This is a genomic window from Pseudomonas sp. 30_B, from assembly GCF_017491605.1.
In the GTDB taxonomy this organism is placed as follows: Bacteria; Pseudomonadota; Gammaproteobacteria; order Pseudomonadales; family Pseudomonadaceae; genus Pseudomonas.
Window position 1 is genome coordinate 1 of record NZ_JAFGYY010000189.1, and the last position, 512, is coordinate 512.

A 512-nucleotide genomic window follows, 5' to 3' on the forward strand; every position below is an offset into this window, starting at 1 on the left:
TGTTTATCCAATCGGTTGAAGGCTTTGCATTCCTTCATTTGCTTAAACGCGCGAGACGTCATCTTCCAATCCGCCATCAAAAGCAACAACTGCCGCCAGTCCGGATCATCCAGCGTCACCGCCTGACCGATCGCCACGTCCATCGCCGTGACCCAGCGATGGTTCTCCGAACTGAGCAGCACGCCCGAATGATAGTTGTTCGCTTCCAGTTGATCGGCATCGGTGCGCATGCGCTTGCGAACCTCGTCCGGCGTCTCCTCGCGCTGGATCACGTACTTCTGATACCGTCCGCCCTTTGCGGCCGCCGACAGCATCGAGCCGAGCGACCGGCTCGGCACGATGCGCCAGTTATGCGACTGCTCGTCGACCGGACGGCCGCGATTGAACGCCTGCTTGTGCGGCTCGATGCCGGCGCCCGGATCGTCCGTCGTCGCGACGTCTTTCCATTTGAACTTCGCGTACTGGTTGCCGAGCGCGACGTTTTTCGTCACGTCGTCCGGACGCATCAACCC

1 protein-coding gene is annotated in these 512 nt (G+C 60.5%); it reads right to left on the reverse strand.

The genetic code is table 11. The features are described 5' to 3' along the window. Positions 1 to 512: DUF3274 domain-containing protein (locus tag J5M67_RS27860; protein ID WP_207888602.1), on the reverse strand; the 512-nt coding region annotated here is incomplete at both ends.